General features: G+C 29.5%; 18 protein-coding genes. 3 read left to right on the top strand and 15 right to left on the bottom strand.

Annotation, left to right across the window (positions count from 1 at the left end):
• The first annotated feature begins 5 nt into the window (after window positions 1–5).
• The gene (locus ACQZHJ_RS07490) at window positions 6–866 is read left to right on the top strand and encodes a hypothetical protein (RefSeq protein WP_430484925.1); all 861 of its coding nucleotides are present in this window, start codon (window positions 6–8) and stop codon (window positions 864–866) included.
• Between the two features lie 114 nt (window positions 867–980).
• On the top strand, window positions 981–1811 hold the full coding sequence (locus ACQZHJ_RS07485; protein WP_430484924.1) for a hypothetical protein: 831 nt from the start codon (window positions 981–983) through the stop codon (window positions 1809–1811).
• A gap of 39 nt (window positions 1812–1850) precedes the next feature.
• Here the strand turns inward: ACQZHJ_RS07485 and ACQZHJ_RS07480 are convergent, their stop codons facing one another.
• Entirely contained in the window at window positions 1851–2366 is a 516-nt protein-coding gene (locus ACQZHJ_RS07480) for a GNAT family N-acetyltransferase (RefSeq protein ID WP_430484923.1), read from the bottom strand.
• 152 nt (window positions 2367–2518) lie between these two features.
• Between ACQZHJ_RS07480 and ACQZHJ_RS07475 the strand changes: the two genes are divergently transcribed.
• Complete coding sequence (locus ACQZHJ_RS07475; RefSeq protein WP_430484922.1) at window positions 2519–2812, top strand: hypothetical protein; 294 nt, start codon at window positions 2519–2521, stop codon at window positions 2810–2812.
• Window positions 2813–2850: 38 nt separating this feature from the next.
• Here ACQZHJ_RS07475 and ACQZHJ_RS07470 read toward each other — a convergent pair whose 3' ends face one another.
• The 14 genes from ACQZHJ_RS07470 to ACQZHJ_RS07405 form a co-directional block, all read right to left on the bottom strand.
• Entirely contained in the window at window positions 2851–3084 is a 234-nt protein-coding gene (locus ACQZHJ_RS07470) for a hypothetical protein (protein ID WP_430484921.1), read from the bottom strand.
• Between the two features lie 286 nt (window positions 3085–3370).
• Window positions 3371–4039: a ferric reductase-like transmembrane domain-containing protein gene (locus ACQZHJ_RS07465; protein WP_430484920.1), complete on the bottom strand. Its 669-nt coding sequence runs from the start codon at window positions 4037–4039 to the stop codon at window positions 3371–3373.
• Window positions 4040–4315: 276 nt separating this feature from the next.
• Window positions 4316–5758: an amino acid permease gene (locus ACQZHJ_RS07460; RefSeq protein WP_430484919.1), complete on the bottom strand. Its 1443-nt coding sequence runs from the start codon at window positions 5756–5758 to the stop codon at window positions 4316–4318.
• Window positions 5759–6040: 282 nt separating this feature from the next.
• Window positions 6041–6355 carry a hypothetical protein gene (locus tag ACQZHJ_RS07455; RefSeq protein ID WP_430484918.1) on the bottom strand — a complete coding sequence of 105 codons (315 nt, stop codon included), beginning with the start codon at window positions 6353–6355 and terminating at the stop codon, window positions 6041–6043.
• A gap of 525 nt (window positions 6356–6880) precedes the next feature.
• Window positions 6881–8038 (bottom strand): 1,3-propanediol dehydrogenase, encoded by a 1158-nt coding sequence (gene dhaT / locus ACQZHJ_RS07450; RefSeq protein WP_430484917.1) that lies wholly within the window; start codon window positions 8036–8038, stop codon window positions 6881–6883.
• Window positions 8039–8159: 121 nt separating this feature from the next.
• Complete coding sequence (locus ACQZHJ_RS07445; protein ID WP_430484916.1) at window positions 8160–8588, bottom strand: GlcG/HbpS family heme-binding protein; 429 nt, start codon at window positions 8586–8588, stop codon at window positions 8160–8162.
• 26 nt (window positions 8589–8614) lie between these two features.
• On the bottom strand, window positions 8615–9130 hold the full coding sequence (locus tag ACQZHJ_RS07440) for a cob(I)yrinic acid a,c-diamide adenosyltransferase (RefSeq protein WP_430484915.1): 516 nt from the start codon (window positions 9128–9130) through the stop codon (window positions 8615–8617).
• Window positions 9131–9142: 12 nt separating this feature from the next.
• The gene (locus ACQZHJ_RS07435; protein ID WP_430484914.1) at window positions 9143–9493 is read right to left on the bottom strand and encodes a glycerol dehydratase reactivase beta/small subunit family protein; all 351 of its coding nucleotides are present in this window, start codon (window positions 9491–9493) and stop codon (window positions 9143–9145) included.
• 1 nt (window position 9494) lies between these two features.
• Window positions 9495–11330 (bottom strand): diol dehydratase reactivase subunit alpha, encoded by a 1836-nt coding sequence (locus tag ACQZHJ_RS07430; RefSeq protein WP_430484913.1) that lies wholly within the window; start codon window positions 11328–11330, stop codon window positions 9495–9497.
• Between the two features lie 17 nt (window positions 11331–11347).
• A complete protein-coding gene (locus tag ACQZHJ_RS07425; RefSeq protein WP_430484912.1) occupies window positions 11348–11773 on the bottom strand; it encodes a diol dehydratase small subunit in 426 nt (141 codons plus the stop codon).
• 18 nt (window positions 11774–11791) lie between these two features.
• Window positions 11792–12358: a propanediol/glycerol family dehydratase medium subunit gene (locus ACQZHJ_RS07420; RefSeq protein ID WP_430484911.1), complete on the bottom strand. Its 567-nt coding sequence runs from the start codon at window positions 12356–12358 to the stop codon at window positions 11792–11794.
• 13 nt (window positions 12359–12371) lie between these two features.
• A complete protein-coding gene (locus ACQZHJ_RS07415; RefSeq protein ID WP_430484910.1) occupies window positions 12372–14036 on the bottom strand; it encodes a propanediol/glycerol family dehydratase large subunit in 1665 nt (554 codons plus the stop codon).
• A gap of 360 nt (window positions 14037–14396) precedes the next feature.
• A complete protein-coding gene (locus ACQZHJ_RS07410; RefSeq protein ID WP_430484909.1) occupies window positions 14397–15146 on the bottom strand; it encodes a response regulator transcription factor in 750 nt (249 codons plus the stop codon).
• 47 nt (window positions 15147–15193) lie between these two features.
• Entirely contained in the window at window positions 15194–16426 is a 1233-nt protein-coding gene (locus ACQZHJ_RS07405; protein ID WP_430484908.1) for a sensor histidine kinase, read from the bottom strand.
• Window positions 16427–16451 lie beyond the last annotated feature (25 nt).

The raw sequence follows: 16451 nt of genomic DNA, 5'->3' as shown, positions 1-16451 counted from the left end.
TTACCATGAATTTAAATTATATTTTTTCATTATTTATTTTTTATTGCAAAAAATTACTTTCAAAAGAATGTACTAAATTATTATTTTGTTTTATAATTTCACAAATAGTATTGATTCTTATTTCTAAAAAAGATTATAATAATAAAATTTCACAACCAGCCTACAAAAAATATAAACTCAAAAGAAAATTACCCATACTATTAGCTAACAATACTAATCCATCTATTGATTCATCTGCTGATTCTTCAAGTGATACTTTCAAAATACCACTAAAAATAACTTCTAATATAAAGCATTTAAAAAATTCTACTCATTTTAAACAAAAAGATTTACCTATTAAAACCTTTAACTTTGATAAAATAACAACTTCATTACCTCCTAAAACGCCAATATTGTTAAATGACTTTTCCATCGTTGAATCATTTGTAGGAAATATATGTTTTTATAAATATATCTTAAATATTAAAAATATAAGAAATAACTTAATACTTAAATCTAGCACATTAATTTTAGATAATGATAATAGAAAATGTGGTGTATTATTTTTAAGCGGCTATCTTGAAATTGATCTTATGTATTCTATTCCTGATACTCTTAATCTTCCTATAATATCTTCCACTAAAAACTATGTGATCAGAGTTCCTTTTAGTAGTGCACTTCATGTTAAATTCGAAAACGAAGTTTCAGGAGATAAATTCTATTTTACTAATTTAAATATATGTTTAAAAGATACTAAATACTCAGTTAATTCAAAGCTAATAAATGAATCTAAGCTAGATAATGATATTTCTCTTTTTAATGCTATAAGACTTTCTACAATAGTAAATTATTCTGTTGAACTATATGATTTCTCTAATGATAAATAAACTCTATTTAAATCTTAATAAATATATTGTAGAAAATTAGAACATTAAGTCACAAAAAAGAATACTATATAACATAAGTTATAATAATATAAAGTTATGTTATGAGGTGAAGAAATGAGTTCATATTGCGAAAAAGATTTCCCTGTATGTGCTGAGGATATAGATGTAACTGTTACAAATTTTAATGCTACACTTAAAGAGAGGGACTATAACCACGGTGGTGGACAGCCTCCTATGGACTATATAAAAGCTAAAGTTCTTGCTAATGTTGCTAAGGTTAAAGTTACTCAACCTTTAACAGATACAATAACAATTCCAGAAGGATTTTACGCTATAAAAAATATTTCTAGAAGACTAGTTTTAACTCAATGTTATGTTGTTCCTAATGAGATAAAGCCACATTATTGTGCTAATCCATATTCTAATGGAGGATACGATCATAATAAATGCGATGCACATCTATTTGTAGAAGGATATATTCTTAAAAATGTAGAGTATGCTACTCCAAGTGAAAATCAACCTCCAGTTGATTCTTGCAATAGTTGTGTAGCTATGAGAAATGACTATAAAGACTTAACTGCTAAAATAGAATTTAGTTTTTCAGTTCCTATAGAATTAGATGGCGCTGACTTCCCAGTAGATATAGATAAAGATGAAGCTGCAGTATTAAAAGACTGCATGAAACCTTGCGATAAAGGTACTATGAGTGAATCAGACTGTGAAAGATTCTATACTCAATCAGTTCATTTACAAGAACCTTTTAAGTGCGAACTAGATAACTATAAAATATCTGAAGCAGTTATTAATAAAACTAGCTGTACTTTAACTAACCCTGATTTATTTGACACAATCGTTGAAAAATTAACTCTTAACTTCAATATTTCAATATTCCAACTTCAAGTTAAGAAATTACAGTTGCATCAATATATGCCACCAGCTCCTTAAATAGAAAGATAATAAAGAGTGCTTAAAAAGCACTCTTTATTATTTATAATTATTTATTACTTTTTCAAAAGCAATTCTTTTATTGCCATCATCTAAATAAATAATTCCACATCTTTCAAATCCATTCTTAATCAATGAATTTTGCATAACAATATTGTCTACATGAGTATCTATCTTGATACTAAAGACTCCATTTTCAGCTGCCAATTTTTCTGCTTCTCTTAATAATTTAGAGAATACTCCTTTTCCCTTAAATTCATTATGTACTGCTACTCTATGCATTACAGCGTATCTATCATCTGTAATCCAATTTCCCTCATAAATATTTTCATAAGTTTTCTCACCATCAAAAGATATACTTGATATTCCAATTATCTTATTGCCATTATCTATAACATAGCTAATATCCTCTTCTATATCATTTCTTAGGTCAGACTCATATGGATACCCATCTTGCCACTGATCAACACCATTTTCCCTCAAGAACTTTTTTGCTTGTTCTATTAAATCTACTAAATCATTCAAATCAGAAATGTTACTTTTTCTAAATCTCAAACCTACTCCCCCTAAATTTCAAACTATATTTTTTATTATACTAAATCAATTAATATTTCTAAATATTAATTAATTTAAATTCTTATCAAATAGTGTAGGCTCTTGCATATTATATAAATTATACTCTAATTAACATTAAAGGAGTTTTATTTATGAAAAAGAAAGGTTTATTCCTAGCATTATCGGCTATAATCCCTGCTGCTTTTGTAGCCTTGCACTCAAATCCTAAAACTTCAATACGAACCCATATTTTAAAAACAGGTAATTTTAAAACTGCATTAAACACAGAAATTATAAAAAATGAAAAATATACTGAATTAAACGACCAAGAAGATGAAGAAATATATACTGTAAGTGAGCCTGTTAATGAAAATGGAACTATGCACTTTAATTATAAAGTAAAGAAAAAATGGTTTCTTTACTTTTCTAAACACTTTCTCTCATAATACTTAAAAAGGAGTCAAACATAATTTGACTCCTTTTCTTATAAAATATATATTATTCCTGCTGCTATAATAAAAAAAAATATAATTATCCCTATGAATCTATCTATTTTATACATTTTTATTCCTAATAAAAATATAGCTAAAATTAAGCTAGCTATTGCATATGGCATTAAAATTAATGCTAATTTACACCCCAAAAACTTCAAGATTAATATAATAACTATAAAAATTTCTAAAAGCAAAATTGAAGCTGTCAACATCCTATTTTTCAAATACTTTCCCCCTTAAAAGTAATTATAGATAACATAACTCTTTTTAAATAATCATCCTAAAATCACACTTTATTTACATTTCATTTACAATTTAACACTATATTTAAGCAATCACAAGGAAAAACTTTCGATTACATTCGACATTTTTTTGTTTTGTTTCTGCTATGTTTTTACTTCATATATTTTTCAATAAGATGCTTAGCTCTATATTTTATATTTTTTAACAGAATATCATTCATAATAAAAAAGCTAGCAAAAATTTACCAGCTTTTTCTTTATGTTTGAATTATTTTTTTCTATTATTATAAACTTTAAATATTAAATATGCTCCAAATATGATAGTGTAAACTATTATACTATCCCAAGAGATTGTCTTCTTATTTAATAAGATAACCATTATATGTAAATATACTAAGATATAAAATGGATATGCCCATTTTTGCACTTTATTCCATTTACTTGGCGTCATTTTAATTCTAACCTTTCTAAATGATGTTATAAATAATGGAATCATTATTATAAAAGCTATTGTTCCTAAAACCACCAAAGCTATATATGCAACACTTAATTGGTTGCCCCTTAATAAATTTAATAAAAACTTATATAAATAAATTACACAGTGAGGAATTATAAGTATTGATGCCATTATCGCCATCTCTGCCCTTGCTCTTAAAAGCTTTTTCGTTATTCCCCATCTTTTATTTAGAGACCCCGCAAACATTACTAATATAAATAAAGCAGTTGCAACATACCCTTTCATGAAACTTCTTTCTATCACATATAAAATTCCATCTAACTTAAACCCGGTATTAATTTTTATAAGTTCATACCATGTAACAATTATAGAAATTATTATAGCTAGTCCATAAAATAATTTTGATTGTTTTTTTAAAATAGAGTTTAATCCTACTGTTAAAATTATTGCTCCTATTAATGAATAAATTAAATACTCCATCGATTTCTCCTTTCAATTGTTGTTGACAATCATTTTCATTAAGATGATACTATATTATTTATTCAAAGTCAATTAAAAATTTATCAATATATTGTTCATTTTTATCACTTTATGTACATAGTAATTTTCTTTTTATACATCGTTTATATAAATTAAGATTTTCTCTTTAATTACTTATTGTTAAAAACTTAATTATATAAAAAATAGAGCCAAGTTTTACTCGACTCTATTTTTTATATAATTTTCCAATTAAATTTCTTGCTGTAATACAATCTATTAACTATTTCTTATTTCAAGAAATTCTTCTTTTTCTTTATAAGATTTTAGTGATATATATCTTAATATTAATCCAAGTATAGTAAGGATTATTGGCCCTCCATAAGTTTTTATTATAAGCATAATCGCTTCATTTCCTGAACTTCCAACAACATCCTGAAGACCAGCTCCAAAGAATCCAGCACATGAAAGTATTAATGCTATTCCAGCCACTGTATATGCTACTATATCGGATTTGAAAAATTTAAATTCTAAATTTTTATTATTCTTTCTAAATGATATAAATGCACAAATTAACACAACATATGGAATAACTACTGCTAAGGATGATAAATCAGTTAATAGCTTGAAAAAGTCATTTACTGAACCAATCCCTAATAAAGGTATTGATATTAATACTACCAAAATGGCACATTGTGTCCAAAGTGCATTTACTAAAGTTCCATCTTTTCTTTTCTTTGTTAAATAACTTGGAAATGTTCCTTTCGGCACTTCACTAAACATAGCTCTTATTGGAGATTCCATCCAAATTATATAAGCAGCAATTGATGTTATAAGATTTATAGCTGCATATATTTGAACTACAATTCTTCCGTTTATCCCAAAATTATTTGCTAATATATAATAAACAACATAACCTGCATCTTGGATTCCAGCCTTACTTAAAACTTCTGGTGAAGCTATAAGTTGAATTGCCACTGATCCTAAAATATATGATAGAGCTATTAAAACTGTTGCTATTACCATTGCCTTTGGAAATGTTTTCTTAGGATTTTCTGTTTGCATTATGTATGTACCAGCCACCTCAGAACCTGATACTGCAAATAATAGCCATGAGAATGTTGAAAAATAACTAACATTAAAATCTGGTGTTACACTTTGCACAGTAAATTCTGTTGCTGATGGTTCCCCTAAAAAATATCCTAAAATAGCCATAACTATAAATATTACCGTAGCAGCTAAAGTAAACTGACCTCCAAAGTCTGCAAGTTTAGAAAACTTACTAACTCCTATTGTTGCTATATATGTCATACCTATACATATGAATATTGATAGTATAGGTAATAAATATGCATTTGAATCTGTAAATATATTTCTTCCTAATATAGCCCATGAAGCAGCTACTGGTATTCTTGAAAATACCATTTGTAAATAAAATAATATTCCTATAAAATATGTCCAAGTTCCTATAAATGCCCATTTTTCTCCTATAGCTTTATTTATCCATGAATATATTCCACCCTCTTTATCCTGGTTTGCTGAAGCCATTTCAGCAATTATTCCGCATAAAGGTAAGAAGTAAAATATTGAAACTATTACCCATGAAGGTATTGCTGCTGGCCCTAAGTAGACAGCATTACTTGATATATTACTAAATCCAAAAGTTGGCACAAATATCATCATTACCAATGCCCATAGTTTTATTTTTTTATCCTTTCCCATTATGAAATCCCCTCTTTTGTAATTTTAAATTCAATTAATCATTTGTTAACTTTTTATTCATTTGTTCTAATGGAATTATAACACCCCTCAAATAAATCCACAACTACTTTTTGTATATTTATGCATATTTATTTGTTTTTATAAACAAATTATAAACTAAACTATCTATCATATTTCTTTATCAAAAGAAATCTTTATTTTGATATATTTCACAAAAAAGAAAATAAAAAAACGTTAATTACACTTTTTCTGTAATTAACGTTTTTTTATTTATGTAATACTCTATTCTCTTATCCATTCTATAACTTGATCATTTAAAGTGGCCACCTCTTCTTTGTCAACTTTAGTTACAAAGATTAAATCCCCTTCTTCAACATGAGGTTTTAGTTTTTCTAATATATCTTTTGCTCTCATTTCAGACTTAACTATGAAACTTGTTGGCATAAAGTGTGCCCACGCTCCTAAAGTCTTTATATGCGCTTTGATTTCATAATCATCACGCTCATGATGGTGATGATGATCCTCTCCATGATTATCACCACATGAACATGAGTGACTTTCTTCTTTCAAATAATAAGTTATCATATAAGTTAACATATATATAAATCCTCTTTCTCTCTATGTATTTTCTTAACTATATCACTATTGATAAATAATTTCAATAGAAACTCCATATCATTTTACAAGAATTAACCTTATATATAAAATAAAGGCTCTTTCACCGTGAAAGAGCCTCTTAATACATATTATGAAAATTGGTGTTATATTTTAATCAGTAAAATTACTGGGTATCTTATAATCCTACTGACTGTCTTATTTAGTTAAAATATATCTAAACTTATTGGGTAGATAATTTTAGATACTATGTACATTTAAAAGTTTGATTATTAAAATAAATTGGGTAGATATACCTCAATAATCAAAACATTTAATTTTTTATAATTAAATATTTATTATTAAAATTGTTGTTTAATGTTTGTTAAAGTTTACTTAAAGTCTAAATGTGTTTATGCTTTTTATTTTAATTTTATAGTTTTTTTAAATTGCTAGCTTCATAAAGGCAGAAGCTAGCAATTTATATTTATAATGTTTTTATATACTTAAATACTGTAATTAAATCTATTAGAATGCAGCTTTGAATATTTCAACGATATCTCTTTCATTACCTTTTCTTGGGTTACTGAATGCATTACCATCTTTAAGAGCCATTTCTGCCATATATTCAAAATCTTCTTCTTTTATTCCTTTGTCTCTTAATCTTGCAGGAATTCCTATATCAGTTGATAATCTGAACATTGCATCTATAGCCTTTTGAGCAGCATCCATTACTGATAATCCTTCTATGTTTTCTCCCATGAATTCAGCTATATCAGCGAATTTTTGAGGATTAGCTATTAAGTTATATTTACATACGTGTGGTAATAACATAGCATTAGCTACTCCATGAGGCATATCATATAATCCACCTAATTGGTGAGCCATAGCATGTACATATCCTAAGTTAGCATTGTTAAATGCCATACCTGCTAATAATGAACCGTAAGCCATATTTTCTCTAGCTACTAAGTTTTCTCCTAAAGCAACAGCTTGTCTTAAGTTTTGTGATATTAATTTTATAGCTTGTATTGCAGCGGCATCTGTTACAGGGTTAGCATCTTTTGATACGTATGCTTCTACTGCATGAGTTAAAGCATCCATTCCTGTTGCAGCTGTTAATCCTGCTGGTTTTCCAACCATTAATAGTGGGTCATTGATTGAAACTAAAGGTAAGTTTCTCCAGCTTACTATAACAAATTTAACTTTAGTTTTTGTATTTGTTATAACACAGTGTCTAGTTACTTCACTTGCAGTTCCTGCTGTAGTGTTTACTGCTACTATTGGAGGAAGAGCATTTGTTAAAGTTTCTATTCCTGCATAGTCATAAAGATCTCCTTCATGAGTTGCAGCGATACCGATTCCTTTACCACAGTCATGTGAACTTCCTCCACCTACTGTTACGATCATATCACAGTTTTCATCTTGGAATATTTTTAATCCTTCTTTAACGTTTGTATCTTTTGGATTTGGTTCTACTCCATCATAGTAAGCAACTTCTATTCCTGCTTCTTTTAAATATTTCTCAGTTAATTCAACTGCTCCACCTTTTAAGCTTCTTAAAAATTTATCTGTAACTATTAAAGCTTTCTTTCCGCCTAATATTTTACATCTTTCTCCTACTACTGATATTGAGTTAGCTCCCATAAAGTTTACACTTGGTACTAAATAATCGTACATTCTCATTTTAAATTCCTCCATTTTGTTTTAAATTCTTTGACAACTAATTTTAATTTATGTATTTTAATATTTAGCTTGTACCTTTTGTTTAATTTACAAGTTAAATAATATTAACTTAAGGTATTTCTTAAAGATTATTGAAAGCATCTACTGCAGCTTGAGCTATATCCATATCTTCTTCTACAGTTCCACCACTTACTCCTACTGCTCCGACAACTTTTCCTTCAACTATAATTGGGAATCCACCACCAAATGGTACAATTCTGCAGTTATTAGTTAATTGAAGTCCATAAAGACTTTGTCCAGGTTGAACACATTCTGCTATTTCATGACTTCCTTGTTTTAAGCAAGCAGCTGTATAAGCTTTATTTATAGCTATATCTATGCTTGTTATAAAAGCATCTTCCATTCTATGCATAAGCATTAAGTTAGCTCCTGCATCAACTGCTGCAAATATAACTGGAACATTTATTTCAGCGGCCTTTTTCTCTGCTGCTTTAGCCATTTCCTTAACTATTTCTAAACTTAATTCTTTTACTTCATTTAGTTTTTTCATAATACTTCCCTCCATTAAGGTAATATTTATTTTTCAGCTTCCTCATATCTTGCTAATGCAAATAGAGCATCTGATAATCTATTTATGTATTTTTTTATCTCTTCTCTTAAAGGATCCATTTCATTTAAAGAAGCCATTATTCTTTCTCCTCTTCTAGCTACAGTTCTAGCTACATGAAGAGAAGCTGAACTTTTGTTAGCTCCCGGTATAACAAAGGCTGTTAATGGTCCTGTTATTTCCATATATTTATCTATAATTTTTTCAAGTTTCTCTATATGTGATGACTCTATCTTTTCCTTTAACCACTCAAGACCTTTTTCATCACTAGCTAACTCAGCACCTAGCATGAATAACTCTTTTTGCATATTAAAAAGTATATTTTTTTCTTCTTCTCCAGGCACTTCAGCACGTGAAACCCCTATAAATGATATTAACTCATCTATAGTTCCATAAGCCTCGACCTTTAAATCACACTTATTAACTCTACTTCCTCCAAAAAGAGAAGTTGTACCTTTATCACCTGTTTTAGTGTATATATTCATGCTAATCACCTCTTAATTAATACTTTTTAAGGGCATTCCCTTAACTAACCTTGCTCCATTAGCTCCTAAGTTTCTTAAATTAAACCCGTCCTTTAAGCTAATATGAAACAGAGGATTCTCTTCTTCTAATTTATCCATAGTTAAACTTATATTACCCTTATTATCTATTCCTATTCCTACAGAAAGCTTAGAATCTATAGCTGCTAGATGTGAAAGCTTTTTAGAGTTATCTAATTCTTTTCTTTTTATAATAAAAGGAATTCCTTCTTCCTCTACTCCCCATAGAATTTCATCTATATCCATTTCATTTATCCCTAAAGAACAATATATAAATATACTTGGGTGCCCATAATCCTTAATCATATTAGTCAACACCCTTCCCATTAAATGCTAGAACAAGACCTGTAGCAACAGCATTTCTTGGGCCTTCACAACCTCTAATATTTCCTCTTCCTGCAACTACCCCATAATGTGATAATGAATCAGTAACAAGTTCTGGAACTTCAAAATCTAAAGATGATCCTCCAACCAAAACAACAAATTCTATATCTCTTATGTTGCCTGTTGGTGAAACACTTCTTAATGCTCTTAAACAGTTAGTTACAAAGACTCTTTCTTTAGCTGTTTTTCTAATATTCTTAATCTTTTCTAAGGAATTTTGTCCATCTACTGGTATAAGCATTCCTTCTTTAAGAATTACTATTTTAGCAAATACTGAGGAATCTAAAGGCTTTTCAAAGAATTCCACAGTTCCATCTTCATGTCTTATATGGAATAAGCTTTCAACCTTAGCTAATGGATATTTCTTTATATCCTCTGCTAATCCAAAATCCTCTATACCAAGCTCAGATTTAATAAGCATAGTAACCATATTACCCGCTCCTGCTAAATGAGTTGATATTATTTTTCCTTCTTTATTTATTATAGAAGCATCTGTAGATCCAGCTCCCATATCTAAAATAGCAAGTGGTGTACTAGTTCCTGGAGTTGTTAAAGCTCCTCTTATAGCCATATCAGCCTCTACTCCACCAACTTCAACTGGCACGCCTAGCTTTTCCTCTAATTTATTAGCTATTATTTGCATTTGAAGCTTATGAGCCTTAACCATAGCAGCTATTCCAACGGCATTTTCCATTGAGAATTCCTTAGCAAGCCCACCCTTTACCTTTTGAGGTATAAATGTATCTACAGCTAATAAATCTTGTATTTTTATATCTGAAATGCTTTGGTTTGTTAAGTCAGCCATAACTTGTCTAACTTTCTCAAGCATTCCTCCTACATTTGATCCAGCATCGCCTCTTAAATCTTCTATTGGAGTACAAAGAGTTACTGCATCCATTATTTTTTCTGCACCCTCTTCAACATCAACAGATTCTTTTCTTCTAAGTCCAGTTATATTTATTTTTCCTGCAGGTATTTTCTTCTCCTTAACATCCCCTTGAGGTGTTTTTATTACTACTGCTGATCTATTCCCTATTAAAGCTCTTGATACAGGAACTATCATTTTAGTTTCCTCTGGACCTAAATCAAATACAGTAGCTATTCCATATGGATTAGAAAGTTGTTTTATAACTGCTCCTTGCGGAGCAACTTCTACAGCAGCTTTCATATTAACTGGAACCTTTTCCAAAAGAGAAACCTCATCAACTATAGGTATCTTCTTATCTAGTCTATTATTAATTAAAACTCCATCATCCTTTTGAACTATAGCAGCAGTTATATTTATTCCTCTTCTAGTTGCCTCATTTAATCTATGAACAGCCTCTAAAAAACTAGTATCTTTTAACACTAAAGGAATAAATGCATTTTCATCAATTTCCATAAGTTCTAAAGTTTCTAAATCTTTTAAATTTATAGTTTTTCCTATTCCTAATCCTAATCCTCCTGGAGTAGATGGATTATGTCCTATCATTGTTGATTCAGTTATTATTGTTTCAGTAATAGTCTCCATAGCAACATCACCTATAACTGGCGCTGCTTCATTAATTCTAACCAAATCTAAATCTTCTAAAGTTAAATCTGCCTTTTTTAAAGCTTGATTTAAAGAAGCTATTACTCCACTTATATTATCTTCCGTACCTTTGATTCCTGTAGTGGGAATTATCCCACTAGACAAGAATTCAACTTTATTTTCATAAACTTTCCCTAAAGCAGTTTCTGTAGAAGAGTTTCCTATATCAATTCCTGCTATGATTTTCATACATTCACCTCAAAAAATTACTCTTCTATTCTTAGTTTATTTCTATTTTCATAAACTTCGGCAGCTTCTCTAACGAAATCAGCATTAACCTTAGCTCCATATTTATGTTCTAATTCATCAGCCATTTCAAAAAGTTCTTCCTTTGTTGAACGATATGGTCTTAAAGCATTATACATTTCTAAGATTCTATCATCTGGAACCTTTATAAGTTCTGCTGCTCTTCTAAAGTTTCTAGCAATAGCATCCCTATTCATACTTTCTGCTATTTGAGCTTGCATCTCTAAAGTCTCTGGTGAAATTCTTATATCATCTGCCCCGATTTCTCCACTTAAAACTTTTTCTAAAGTTATATCTTCTAACATTTTTCCTGTTGGAGTTTTTATTTCTCCGCCTCTTTTAGAAGTTAAAGGATAATCTGCCGCAGTCATTTTATTCTTTTCCATGATTTCAATCCTTTCTAACTAAAACTTAACTTCTAATTGAACTGGTTTTTTACCTGGTTCAACATGTTTAGTTTCTTTTATATGTAATAAAGCAGCCTTAGCCATAAACTTAGGTCTAACCATTTGATCATTCTTAACTGGAACTGGTGTTGGTGACTCACCTTTAGCATATTTAGCCGCATTTTTTCCTATTAATCTATATGTCTCTGGAGTTAAAAGTGGTGCTTGTGAAAATAGTTCTAAGTTATTTAAAGGTAATAAATCCTTTTGATGAATAACCGTAGTTCCTTTTGATTGTATTCCTATACCTATTCCTGATCCACTTAAACAAGCAGCATCATGAGATATGAATGATACATCTGAAGTTCTTAGCACTCTAACAACTCTAGCATTTAATCCTTCTTCCTCTATTCCAGCTATCATTTCTATTAAAGCTTCACTATGAGGAACATTTACTATTGTTTTATTTTGGTATTTAGCGAAAGCAGGTGCTAAACCTATAACAACTTCATCTGCTTTTACTCCTACTTTTGCTTCTCCAAGCTCTTCTATATTTATTTCAGGTATAAAAGTTCTTTCTTCCATTGTTATTCTCCCCCTACTCTATATCTTCTGGCTTCATAACAGTAGGAACGTTCTTTATTTCTTCCCATCTTTCGCCATCTAGTCTATATCCTGTTCCAGGTCCCATATAGTCATTTATATCATTAACTGCACTTATAACATTAAAATCCTTATCTAAAATTGCTGAAGTTTGAAGGTAATCTCCAGTAACTCTTTGCTTAAGCATATTTAATAAATTATTTGCTATATCTTCCATACCATTTTTACTTAAAGCTTTTATTATATCTAAGCCTGTTATTCTTCTCTCTAACATTTCTTCAGCAGCTTTTAAGTCTTCAACAATATTTCTATCTGGCATCTCTTTACTTCCATGACAATAAGTTGCAGCTTCTACCTCTTCATCAGTTACTTCTGGGAATCCTAATTCTCTAAAGATTATTTGTATGCATTTAGCTGCCTTATTTCTAACCTTTATAGTTTCTTCTTCAGTAACTGGCTTAACTCCACCATCAACCTTTAAGTCTCTTTGAAGTATGTTGTAATCATCAAAATCTTCTGCATCGAAGTTTGATCCTGCAAACATGTTATCATAGTTTGGAACCGCACTATATCCTGAGAATATAAAATCTGTTCCTGGTAGCATTTGCATTAACATTCTAGCAGTTCTTCTTATATCAGAATGTGAGAATGTTTGGTCATTAGCTGATGCAACCTCTATATCAAGCATTGCTGCTATTAAGTTTTCTCCTAAAACAGCTCTTACTCCTGATGGAACTGCTCCAGTCATACCTATACAGCTAACTGCTCCATTTTGTAATCCTTGAACTCCAGCTCCTTTAGTTAAGTATATACATCTTGACTCTAAGTAAAGCATTGATTTTCCTTCTGAATATCCCATTAATGCTTCTGAACCAGTTCCTGATGTAAATCTCATCTTAAGTCCTCTTGAAGCATATGCTGATGCTAAAAATGCTTTTGACCATGGAGTATCATCTCCATCAGTAAATACTGCTTCTGTTCCATAAACTGAAACTGTCTCTGCATAACTTGTAAGGCCTCTCATTCCTAGGTCAAGTTCAGTAGCTTCCTCAACTGCACATTGAGTTAAAACTCCTCCTCTTCCTACTTGTGAACCAACTAATATAGCTAATGCATTAAATGGTGCATATCTTACTATACCTACTGTAGTCTCTTGTTCTGCAAATCCTCTTAAAGCAGCCTCAGCAGCATCTGCTGCTATTTGTACTGGGTTGTCTTTTACATTAGTAACGTGACATTGGTTAGCAGGAGTTCTTCTTGCTCTCATTTTTTGAAGAGCCATCATCATTTCAACAACATTCATTTCTTGAATGACTTCTACTGATTTCATAGGAGTTATTGAAGTTGTTATCTTAACTATTTCATCTCTACTTACATTTATATCAACTAATCTTCTTGCTATTTCCTTAGATGAAAGGCTCATAGACTCTTCTGCATTTTCTAAGTTTATAGCATAATCTGCTATAAATTTATCAATCATATCGAAGTCTACTCTCTTTTTACCATCTAATTCAGTAACTTTTCCATCTTCTATCTTTATTGATGATTTTGGATCGTTTGGGTTATCTAAAGCTATTAAACCTTCGTCAGCCCATTCTCCTATAAGTCCATCTTGATTTACAGGACGTTCTGATAATACTTGGAATCTTTTAGATTTCACTTTAACGTCTCCTCGCTTTCAAATTCATTTGTTAATTTTTTATCTATGTCTAGATTATAATATGCTTTCAATCAAATTCCATCGAACAATATTCATGTGTTATGTTAAATTCTTGTCATCTTTTAGATATAAAAATAGGATTATATTGATCTTCACTATAATAAAATCAATATAATCCTATAAAATACCACTTTTATAATAATAATCCCATGACCTTGGTGATATTTTCCTATCAAGCTTGATTATTTTGTAACAAGATAAAGTTTTAATAACAAAACATATATTAAATACATACTTAATTAAAACAAAAAAACTGTATAGTTAACCCCCTTGATTTAAGGTTAACTATACAATTTTTTCTTATAAAATATTTTCTCTAAAAGCTTTTGGTGTAACTCCTGTAATCTTCTTAAACACTCTTATAAAATATCCGCAATCATCAAAACCAAGATCAAGAGATATATTTATTATAGGTGCTTCACTATTTTTCAAAAGCTCCTTTGCTTTTTCTATCTTCATTTCATTTATATATGTAATAACAGTTTTTCCAGTTTCTTTTTTAAACACTCTACTAAAATACCCAGGACTAAGACTACAAATCGCTGCTAATTCTTCTAGTTTTAATGCTTTATTCATATTTTCATTTACATAATTCTCAACTCTAATAACAAAATTCTTATCGTTCTGTATATTTGTCTCATATGTTAAAATTCTATCATCTTTTGATTCTAAATCCTTCTTTTCTATTTTATTAATCATTCTATTTACAATCTCAGTTATTTTATCAAGCTTTATTGGTTTTAATATATAATCTGCTCCACCTAACACTAAAACCTTATGTATAAATTCAAAATCATCATATGCAGTAAGCATAATAATTTCTTTCTGAGGAAATTCATTTTTTATAAGCTCTAATGCTTTTAATCCATTAATTCCAGGCATCTTTATATCCATGATTATTAGATCAGGGTTAAATTCTCTATTTAACTCTAAAGCTTCCTTCCCATTTTTCGCCTCTACTATTTCATTTACTCTACTATTTCTTTTCAAAATAGATACTAAAACACTTCTTTCTAGTTGCTCGTCATCAACAACCATTATATTAATCATAAATATTACTCCCTTCGGTAAAGCTATAAAAATTCCAATAATTAATATTAAATCTTTTTAGGAATTGTTATATAAACATTTGTTCCTTCTGAAACACAACTTTCAATTTTTATATCATAATCATTCCCATAATAATGATACATTCTCTTATTGACATTGTTTATACCTACCTTTTCAAGACTGAACTTTTCTTTTCTTTTCAAATCTTCTCTTATTTCATCAAGTTTCTCTTTTGATATGCCAACCCCATCATCACTAATTGTTACAAGAATCTTCTCTCCCTTATCTTCAATTGACATATTTATTGAACCCCCCTGTTCTTTTTCCTCTATTCCATGTAAAACTGCATTTTCAACAAAAACCTGAAGTGCCATAAAAGGAATTTGAACATTTATATCATTTTCATTAAAATCCAAGTTATATTTTATTCTATCACCAAATCTAACTTTTTGTATTTCCAAATAAGCCTTAACATGATTTATCTCTTCATCTAACCTAACAATTTTATTAGCTTTTTTTAAAGTATATCTTAAAATATAAGAAAGATTATATATTACCTCCTGTGTTTTAGGAGCATCCTCTATAATAGCTAAAGAGGCTATACTGTTTAAGACATTAAATAAAAAATGTGGATTTATCTGAGATTGAAGTGCCTTTAGCTGACATGCTTTATATTCTTCTTCAAGTTCGAACTTAGTTCTCTCAGCTTTTGCAATCTCAATATTCTTTTTATATATTTCATTTTGAGTCCTTTTTAAAAGAGCTTCTTCCACAATGTAATTGCTTACATGAGACATCATTTCAGATACGGACTTAATCTTTTCAAAGCTTAAAACTGGTATTTTATTATAAGCCTCCAATATTTCCTCTTTTTCCTTAACATCATACTCTAACGTATTAGTTAAAACCTCTTCTAAATTATAATTTTCTTCATTATCTACAAGTACTTGTCCAACCATAACTGAACCTAAATATTGTCCTTCTATAATTATAGGAACAGCTACATCTACTAATCCTCTATGACATTTATATATATAAAAGCTACCTTCCCTAGCAGCCTCTAAACCCCCTCTTGAATCACACTTCTCACAAAGCTTTGAAAACTCTTTCTTTTTTCTTATAAGCTTACAAAATTCACTACATCTACTGTGTTCTGTAACAGGTATTCCCATATAATCTACAGTAACTATTGCGAATTCAGTTGCCTTAGCTATATCATCTTGTATTTTTTGAAATGATTTAAGGTCTAAAATATCTCTAATATCTAATAAACTTGCCATTTTTCCTCCTTAAGAGTTTTATAGT

Origin of the sequence: Clostridium sp. B9 (assembly GCF_050509515.1) — a bacterium.
Taxonomy (GTDB): Bacteria; Bacillota; Clostridia; order Clostridiales; family Clostridiaceae; genus Sarcina.
Note: the sequence above shows the minus strand (reverse complement) of the source record. Positions and strands in the feature narration are given on the sequence as shown.

Excerpts from the sequence above, each read along its gene's own strand:
- ACQZHJ_RS07445 (WP_430484916.1), bottom strand. The coding sequence starts at position 8,588 with ATGAAAAAACTAAATGAAGTAAAAGAATTAAGTTTAGAAATAGTTAAG.
- ACQZHJ_RS07455 (WP_430484918.1), bottom strand. The coding sequence starts at position 6,355 with ATGTTAACTTATATGATAACTTATTATTTGAAAGAAGAAAGTCACTCA.
- dhaT (WP_430484917.1), bottom strand. The coding sequence starts at position 8,038 with ATGAGAATGTACGATTATTTAGTACCAAGTGTAAACTTTATGGGAGCT.
- ACQZHJ_RS07420 (WP_430484911.1), bottom strand. The coding sequence starts at position 12,358 with ATGGAAGAAAGAACTTTTATACCTGAAATAAATATAGAAGAGCTTGGA.
- ACQZHJ_RS07475 (WP_430484922.1), top strand. The coding sequence starts at position 2,519 with ATGAAAAAGAAAGGTTTATTCCTAGCATTATCGGCTATAATCCCTGCT.
- ACQZHJ_RS07485 (WP_430484924.1), top strand. The coding sequence starts at position 981 with ATGAGTTCATATTGCGAAAAAGATTTCCCTGTATGTGCTGAGGATATA.
- ACQZHJ_RS07430 (WP_430484913.1), bottom strand. The coding sequence starts at position 11,330 with ATGAAAATCATAGCAGGAATTGATATAGGAAACTCTTCTACAGAAACT.
- ACQZHJ_RS07405 (WP_430484908.1), bottom strand. The coding sequence starts at position 16,426 with ATGGCAAGTTTATTAGATATTAGAGATATTTTAGACCTTAAATCATTT.
- ACQZHJ_RS07490 (WP_430484925.1), top strand. The coding sequence starts at position 6 with ATGAATTTAAATTATATTTTTTCATTATTTATTTTTTATTGCAAAAAA.
- ACQZHJ_RS07435 (WP_430484914.1), bottom strand. The coding sequence starts at position 9,493 with ATGATTAAGGATTATGGGCACCCAAGTATATTTATATATTGTTCTTTA.
- ACQZHJ_RS07460 (WP_430484919.1), bottom strand. The coding sequence starts at position 5,758 with ATGGGAAAGGATAAAAAAATAAAACTATGGGCATTGGTAATGATGATA.
- ACQZHJ_RS07440 (WP_430484915.1), bottom strand. The coding sequence starts at position 9,130 with ATGAATATATACACTAAAACAGGTGATAAAGGTACAACTTCTCTTTTT.
- ACQZHJ_RS07410 (WP_430484909.1), bottom strand. The coding sequence starts at position 15,146 with ATGATTAATATAATGGTTGTTGATGACGAGCAACTAGAAAGAAGTGTT.
- ACQZHJ_RS07465 (WP_430484920.1), bottom strand. The coding sequence starts at position 4,039 with ATGGAGTATTTAATTTATTCATTAATAGGAGCAATAATTTTAACAGTA.
- ACQZHJ_RS07425 (WP_430484912.1), bottom strand. The coding sequence starts at position 11,773 with ATGGAAAAGAATAAAATGACTGCGGCAGATTATCCTTTAACTTCTAAA.